This window comes from Halohasta sp. A2 (assembly GCF_056175805.1).
Window position 1 is genome coordinate 40,106 of the sequence record NZ_JAQFWV010000023.1, and the last position, 6,836, is coordinate 46,941.

A 6,836-nucleotide genomic window follows, 5' to 3' on the forward strand; every position below is an offset into this window, starting at 1 on the left:
TGATCGATTGTATGCGAACCGTTTCCGACGTCGATGGAACTCACTATCTGCTCGTCAAACAGTCGGGCGAGTCGTCTCTCGTTCGCAATCCGGAGACTGGTGCCGAACGCTACGTCGACAACGCTGATCTTGAGGCTGTCGACGGTAAGTCGCCACTTGCGACCGCCGCCTCGGCGATCGATCCTTCGGTCCGTCGTCTGCTTTCGGCGACCCACAACGACCGCTCGCTCGGACTCATCGTCGAGTTGGTCGACCGTGGACCCTGTTCCGTTCTCGATTTACTCGACAGCTACGACCTCTGTGAGAGCGACCTCCACGGTCTGCTCACGGAGTTCCGGGTGGCCGGACTCATCGAAGAAGCGACCGCTGACGGCCGCCGGGGATACGAGGCGACCGACCTCGCCCACAAGGCGGTCAGTCGACTCCGACAACCAGATTCTACTCATAGTTAGTCGTCGCCTACCTGCCCGAGGAGAGCGAGGTCGGCGTCGTCGGTGTGGCTGACAGTCGACTGATTCGTCGTGGGGTTCTTTTCGACCGTGATGAGGTCGTCTGCCGCGCCGACGAGTTCGTCGTCGTGGCTCACGATCAGGATCTGTCGGACGCCGAAGCCGCGCATCTCCTCGACGAGGTCGACCAGTCGGCCGACGTGGCCCGAATCCAAAAACACCGTCGGCTCGTCGAGGATGAGCGGTGGCGTCGGGGCCGCCCCCTCGATCCCTTCGGCGAGCAGGCGGTAGATCGCACACCGCAGGCTGAGGTTGAACAGCGCGCGCTCGCCGCCCGAGAGCTGTTCGGGATCGAGCGGCTGGTCGTCCTTCTGGTAGACGGTGAGTTCGTACTGGCCGTCGAGTTCGATGTGCGAGTAGGCGTCGTTACCGTAGACGAGCTCAAAGATCTCGTTGAGCATCCGTTCGAGGCTCTCGACGTTCCGCCGCCGGAGTTCGGTCCGCAGATCGCCGTACATCCCCTCTAACTCTTGGGTCTCGGCGTGAACTGATTCGAGGTCGTCGACGCGGGCGGCGATCGCCTCGCGTTCGTCCCGAAGGGCTTCGAGCTGTTCGATGTCGGCTTTGAGCCCGCCGATCGTGTTCTGGAGTTCGTCGCGTCGCTGGCGTTTGTCGGCCAGTTCGGCGTCGACCCGTTCGATGTAGTCTTCGGCGTTGGCCTTCCGCTTGCGGGCTTTTTCGATCTTCGATTCGTCGAACGTATCCTGAAGTTCGTCGCGCCGTTCGCGCTTGTCGGCCAGCCAGCGGCGGCGTTCCTCGTTGCGCTCGGCCAGCGCCTCGCGTTTCTCGATGAATCGGTCGATCTCCGCGCTCAACTCCTCGATCTCGCCTCGGAGATCGTCGACGGTTTCGAGTCGGTCGATCGCCGCGCCGATCGCCTCCCGTCGGTCGGTTTTCTCGTCGATCGTCGCGCGGGTCTCGGAAGCCTCCGCGCGTTTCTCCGCGGCCACCTCACGCCGTTCGGCTGCCTCCTCACGCTTTTGATCGACGTCAGCTCGCTCCTCGGCGGCAGCCTCGCGTTTCTCTACGGCCGTCTCGCGGTGGGTTTCGATCCGGTCGGCCAGCCGCTCGCGGTCGGCTTCGATCTCCGAGAGGTCGGCTTCGATCTCGACCAGTTCGCTCGCCCGCTCGATGCGCTCGTCGACCGCCTCGCGCTCCTCGCGCAACTCTTCGAGCGTCGATTCGAGATCGGCTGCCCGCTCGCGGTCGTCGTCGATCCCGGTGACGTGGGGCGCGTCGTCGACCGGCTGGCCACAGGTCGGGCAGTTCCCCTCCGCGAGGAGGTTCTCGGCCTCGGCGATCGACTCGCGGACGCCGTCGAGGGTCGCCGTCGTCTCGGCGATCCGTTCGCCGAGGCCGCTCCGGCGGTCCTGGAGCTCCTCGCGGTGGGTCGACGCCTCGCCGACCGCGATGGGAGCGTCCTCGAACTCGGCACGGAGCGTCGAGGCTTCTTCGGCCAGCGCCTCGCGTTCGTCTGCGGCCTCCGCTGCGGCGTCGCTGGCCGCCTCGGCTTCAGTCGCCAGTTCCTCGGCGCGCCCGTCGGCCTCTGTGGCCCGTGTTTCGAGGTCGTCGGCCGTCCGTTCGAGGTTGTCTGCCTGATTCTCGAAGCCAGTCGCCTCGACGCGCAGGTCGGCGATTTCCTCGCCCAACACGTCCTGTTTGTCGACCAGCGTCGACTTGCGCTCGGTGATCGCCTTGGCTGTGGCCTCGCTCAACTCGGTTTTCGAGACGATTTCGATGAGGTCGGCTTCGCGTTCTTCGTGTCGTTCACGGGCCTCCCGGCGTTCGGTCCCGAGGTCGTCCCGCTCGGCGGCCGTCTCGCTGATCTCGACTTCCAGCTCCTCGATTTCGCGTTTGAGTTCCTCGATTTCGGCCCGGTGCTCTTCGTACTCCGAGAGGACGCTTTCGGCCTCCTCGCGGGTGGATTCGGCCTCCGCGCGCTGGTCCTCGTAGTGGTCGATCTTCTCGTCGACCGCGGCGAGTTCGGTTTCGAGACCGTTGAGCCGTTCGTGGAGATTTTCGGCCTCCTTGGCGTCGATCTGGGAGTCGATCTGCTCCAGCGAGCCACGCGTGGCGGTCAGCACGTCCTCAACACCGAGGCGGGCCTGTCCGGCACGGTCGCGGTAGGTTTCGAGCACCCCCAACTGAAGAAGATCGTCGATCATGTCCTGGCGCTGCTGGGGGGTGGCGTTGATCAACTTGTTGACCTCGCCCTGCCGGACGTACGCGCAGTTGACGAACGCCTCGGCGTCCATCCGCAGTAAATTCGTTATGAACTGCCTAACTGCGCGCGCACCGTCCCGCGTGATCGGTTCACCGGAGCTGTCGTCGCCTTCCAAGACGCATTTCGTCGTCGTGGTTCGATCGCCCCGCTGTTTCAGCAGGCGTTCGATATGGTAGTCGACTCCCTCGTGGGTGAACCAGAGTTCGACGGCGGCTTCTTCAGCGCCGTTGCGCACGATGTCGTCGAGCGTTCCGGGCAGTGCCTTCGAGCCATAGAGAGCGAAAAAGCAGGCCTCTAGGAGTGAGGACTTGCCGCTGCCGTTGATCCCGTGGATGACGGTCACACCATCGCGGAGCCGGAGGTCGACGTCGCTGTACGGTTTGAAGTTCGAGAGTCGGAGACGATCGAAGATCATCCGAGGTCCTCCAGGGAGAGTTGGCCGTCCGTGGTGCTGTCCGCGGCTGGTTCCTCTTCCGTAGTTGACTGGTCGACGGCGGCCTGCTCAGTGGCTGGCTCGTCGCTCGGTTGCGTGTCGCTCGCGTCGGATCTGTCCTCGTCTGTGTCGTCGTCCTCATTCACATCTACCTCGTCTACTTCGTAGTCGTCTCCGTCCCCCGCTCTGTCTTTGTTTTCGTCGAATCGAGCTTTGATCACCGCCGAGACGCGCTCTCGGATGTTGCTGTCTGCGACCTTGCTCGCCCGAACTGTCTCGTCGATGTCGAGGCCAGCCTGGGAGAGTTCCAGTTCACGGATTCGCTCGTCGACGGCGGCGTCGGGGTCGGCGAAACTTACCGAGAGGTCGGTCTCGGTGTCGATCTCACGTCGATCGGTGACGCGGGCGACCAGCGCGCCGCCGTCCAGCGCGAAGGACTCGACACTCGCGGGGGTGACCGGATCACCCGCACCTGTGATCTCGACGTTCACTACGGCGTCGGTGAGGTCGTGCTGGCGGATCTGCTCGCGGACGCGTTCGGCTCCCTCCCCCTCGGCGAGGTCGACGCTGACGAAGACGAACGGCCGCGTCGAAAGCGAGCGCTGACGGATGTCGATGCCCGCGGAGCCGGGGTTGTCGCCGAACTTGACGACGTTGTAGCCGCGGGCCTCGCGTTCGCTCGCGCTCGCGCGTTCGGTCGACCCACAGTACGTTACCCATGTCCCGTCGACCTGCTCGATTCCGGCTTCGTGGTTGTCGCCCAACAGGACGGCGTCAAACGTGATGTTCGATTCGCCGAGGACAGTCTTTGTCTCCCAGTTGGCGTGGGCAAAGGGGGTAAATAGGCCGTGGCTCACCAGGACGTGGTGGTCGCAATTACTGTGGACAAATTCGTAATCGAGCTCGTCGCGTCGAGAGACAGGCACGTGGTCAAGTCCGTAAATAGCTGTTGAACCGACGCTGACAGGGCTGGCACCGAGTCTGGTTGCCAACTCCATTCGCTCGAACAGATCGAGCCACTGGCCGCCGCGGGTCGACTCGTGGTTGCCGACGACCGCGAGAAACGGGATCTCGGCAACGGCGAGCCGTCGAAGGGCGTTGAGCGTCCCAAGGAGATCAGGTAGTTCGGGTCGGCGGTCGTGGAACAGATCCCCGGCGTGGACCACCGCCGCCACGTCCATTTCGATGGCGTCGTCGATTACCTGGTCGAAGGCGTCCAAAAAGTCCTGCCGACGCTCCGGAGAGTGGTACTGCTGATAGCCGATATGGGTGTCGCCGGTGTGTATCACCCGTGTCATTAGCTCCCTGTTATGTCTCGGTTGGTATATCGGTTCCGTGGCCTGCCGGTTCGATCGACCCACAGCCGGTTTGAGACATCGACGCCTGCCAAAAGGGGTGGTCTTCGAAAGAGTAGTCTCCCCCTACTCACTAACTTCCGTGGTAGCCAGTAACTATGCATCGAACTCTGATCGCGTAGAGTGCTTTTATCGGGACTGAAGCGGTTCGACCGTATTAAGGCCCAATAGGTATCACGGGCTAACGAATGCGACTTGCACTGATTGCGCACGATCAAAAAAAGGACGACCTGATTGGGTTTGCGAGCGAGTACGAAGCGGTTCTGTCGACTGCCGAGCTGATGGCGACTGGGACGACCGGCAAACGGCTGATGGAGGCGACAGAGCTTGCGATCGAACGGAAGGCGTCAGGGCCACTGGGTGGCGATATGCAGATCGGTGCCGAGATCACAGATGGGACGTGTGATGCCGTGATTTTTTTGCGAGATCCGCTGACAGCCCAGCCACATGAACCGGACATTTCAGCGTTGCTCCGGCTTTGTGACGTTCATGACATCCCTCTGGCGACGAATCTGGCCTCAGCGGATCTACTTATAAATCAACTGTTTCTCTGAGTGGCTTTCACGTGCTCACTCCTGACGCCCCTGACAGAGCTTGTCTACTGTTGGCTTGCCATTGCTGGCAGTTGATCAGTCAATTCACCGTAGTGTTTAACTCTACCCAGGTGAATCCGTATGTATGTTCCGCCGGGCCACGGTTTTCGTCGTTTTCTGTTGTTGTCTTCTCGTGTCGACACCGGTGGCCGGAGCCGTCGCCGCCCAGGGAACCGCCCCGACGACAACAGGAACCCAGACCGACGGTGGCGAGCAGTGTTTTCCAGATGGTGGCTATGAGTTCTCGATTGGCGACCAAGGCCCCACCATCGAGGTTGTCCTGCATATGTCGTTGCTAACGAACTTTGGTGGGCCAGGAGCGATCGGTGTCGAACTGGTAGGATCGATTGATGGCCCACCGATCATCGAACTCAACACAGGTGTACTCTTCGATGGAGTCGACAGCCCTGGGAGCTTTCTGAACGATCCGTTCGCACCGTTTTCGATCGCCTTCGACTTCCAGTTCGAGCTCCCGATGTTCAGCGGCGTTGATCACGAATCGGCCGACTCACCCGTCGACGGCCCCGTCAGAGACGCCAATTGCTGAACCGTGTCTTAGATCGTTTCGATCGGGTCGACCGCTGTCTCGCTTATTTCGTCGACGCCGACCTGATCGCACTGGCCAACCAGCGGACAGGCCTCGGGCCCATCGAGACACGCTGGCGTGCGTGCGGTGCAGTACTCGCGGCCGAACTGGATCATCGCCGTATGGCCGAAGCCACACTTTGCGGCCGGAACGCCTTCTTCGAGCGCCTCGCGAACGGCCTCGTGGTCGGCGTCGGGTGCGGCGAGCCCGAGCCGTCGACTGATCCGATGGACGTGTGTGTCGACCGGAAAGACGCCGCCGCGACCACCAGCGAACAAGAGCACGCAGTCGGCGGTTTTCGGCCCGACACCGTGGATATCGAGCAATCGACGCCGAACCGTTTCTGCTGGTTCGTTTTTCACGAACGCATCGAACTCGCTGGCAGTCTCGAACTCCGCGCGGATTTCGGTGGCGGCGTCGATAATCACGGCCGATTTCTGGTTGTAGAGGCCAGCTCCGCTGCTGTCTCGTTTCGAATTGATAAACACTCCGAGTAGACTATTCGCCAGAGCTCAGCGATACCTCTGTAGTACTCGAATAACGCCACCTGTTCTCTGATAGGAGAGCCGTCTGAGAGGACTTATTTCCAGATTTTCTTTATGCCCGAACGTAATTAGACGAATAAGGGAGAGCCGCCGCTCATAGCGGCGGCACTCCGTTCACTGCGAGACGAATTTAGCCGTAGGTTCGTAGATGCGTGTTCCATCGCGTCCGAATCGTTCGAATTGCCTCCGGCACGCCACCCCGTAGCGGGTGGCGCTGCCGGAACCATTCAATCAGAAGATATCCAATTAACGTGCTGAATATCTCGAAGAGAACGCCATTCAATGATCGGGAGTGGAAGTTCTCAATACTTGTGTACTGTTTGAGTTCTCGGAAGAAGATCTCGATCATCGTGCGAAGCGTGTAGATATTCATCACCTCAACAGGAGCGTACGCTGACGACAGCGTCATCAGGTACGCGAGTTTCTCATCATCAACATCTTCAAAGATGATTCGCCGAAATCGTTGACCAGTCTCAGCAAGCTCAATCTGTTCGTCACGGAGATGTCGTGTTCCTTGTTCATTGGTGATTTCGACATCTTGGATGTGTTCGAGCACTTCCGCACGAGCGTCTGCTTGGAGGAGACAAATGA

At 61.0% G+C, this 6,836-nt stretch carries 6 protein-coding genes and 1 pseudogene; 3 read left to right on the forward strand and 4 right to left on the reverse strand.

Annotation, left to right across the window (positions count from 1 at the left end):
• The first annotated feature begins 11 nt into the window (after positions 1-11).
• Complete coding sequence (locus O2S87_RS09025) at positions 12-452, forward strand: DUF7346 family protein (protein ID WP_475408463.1); 441 nt, start codon at positions 12-14, stop codon at positions 450-452.
• Here O2S87_RS09025 and rad50 read toward each other — a convergent pair.
• A complete protein-coding gene (rad50, locus tag O2S87_RS09030) occupies positions 449-3,148 on the reverse strand; it encodes a DNA double-strand break repair ATPase Rad50 (RefSeq protein WP_475408464.1) in 2,700 nt (899 codons plus the stop codon). The genes O2S87_RS09025 and rad50 overlap by 4 nt on opposite strands.
• Positions 3,145-4,464, reverse strand: coding sequence for a DNA double-strand break repair protein Mre11 (mre11, locus tag O2S87_RS09035; protein ID WP_475408465.1), 1,320 nt, complete (start codon positions 4,462-4,464; stop codon positions 3,145-3,147). Before mre11 ends, rad50 begins: the two co-directional genes overlap by 4 nt.
• Positions 4,465-4,709: 245 nt before the next feature.
• Here mre11 and O2S87_RS09040 point away from each other — a divergent pair, with 245 nt between their 5' ends.
• Positions 4,710-5,075, forward strand: a complete 366-nt coding sequence (locus O2S87_RS09040) for a methylglyoxal synthase (protein ID WP_475408466.1) — start codon at positions 4,710-4,712, stop codon at positions 5,073-5,075.
• A gap of 172 nt (positions 5,076-5,247) precedes the next feature.
• On the forward strand, positions 5,248-5,661 hold the full coding sequence (locus O2S87_RS09045) for a DUF7332 family protein (RefSeq protein WP_475408467.1): 414 nt from the start codon (positions 5,248-5,250) through the stop codon (positions 5,659-5,661).
• A gap of 8 nt (positions 5,662-5,669) precedes the next feature.
• Here the strand turns inward: O2S87_RS09045 and O2S87_RS09050 are convergent.
• Together O2S87_RS09050 and O2S87_RS09055 are read right to left on the reverse strand one after the other, a co-directional pair.
• Positions 5,670-6,161: pseudogene (locus O2S87_RS09050) on the reverse strand (endonuclease III domain-containing protein); the annotation flags it as partial.
• Positions 6,162-6,375: 214 nt separating this feature from the next.
• On the reverse strand, positions 6,376-6,836 hold a 461-nt coding region (locus O2S87_RS09055; protein ID WP_475408468.1), incomplete at its 5' end, for a transposase.

Bases quoted from the DNA above. Each gene is read 5' to 3' on its own strand.
- mre11 (WP_475408465.1), bottom strand. From the start codon at position 4,464: ATGACACGGGTGATACACACCGGCGACACCCATATCGGCTATCAGCAG.
- O2S87_RS09040 (WP_475408466.1), top strand. From the start codon at position 4,710: ATGCGACTTGCACTGATTGCGCACGATCAAAAAAAGGACGACCTGATT.
- rad50 (WP_475408464.1), bottom strand. From the start codon at position 3,148: ATGATCTTCGATCGTCTCCGACTCTCGAACTTCAAACCGTACAGCGAC.
- O2S87_RS09025 (WP_475408463.1), top strand. From the start codon at position 12: ATGCGAACCGTTTCCGACGTCGATGGAACTCACTATCTGCTCGTCAAA.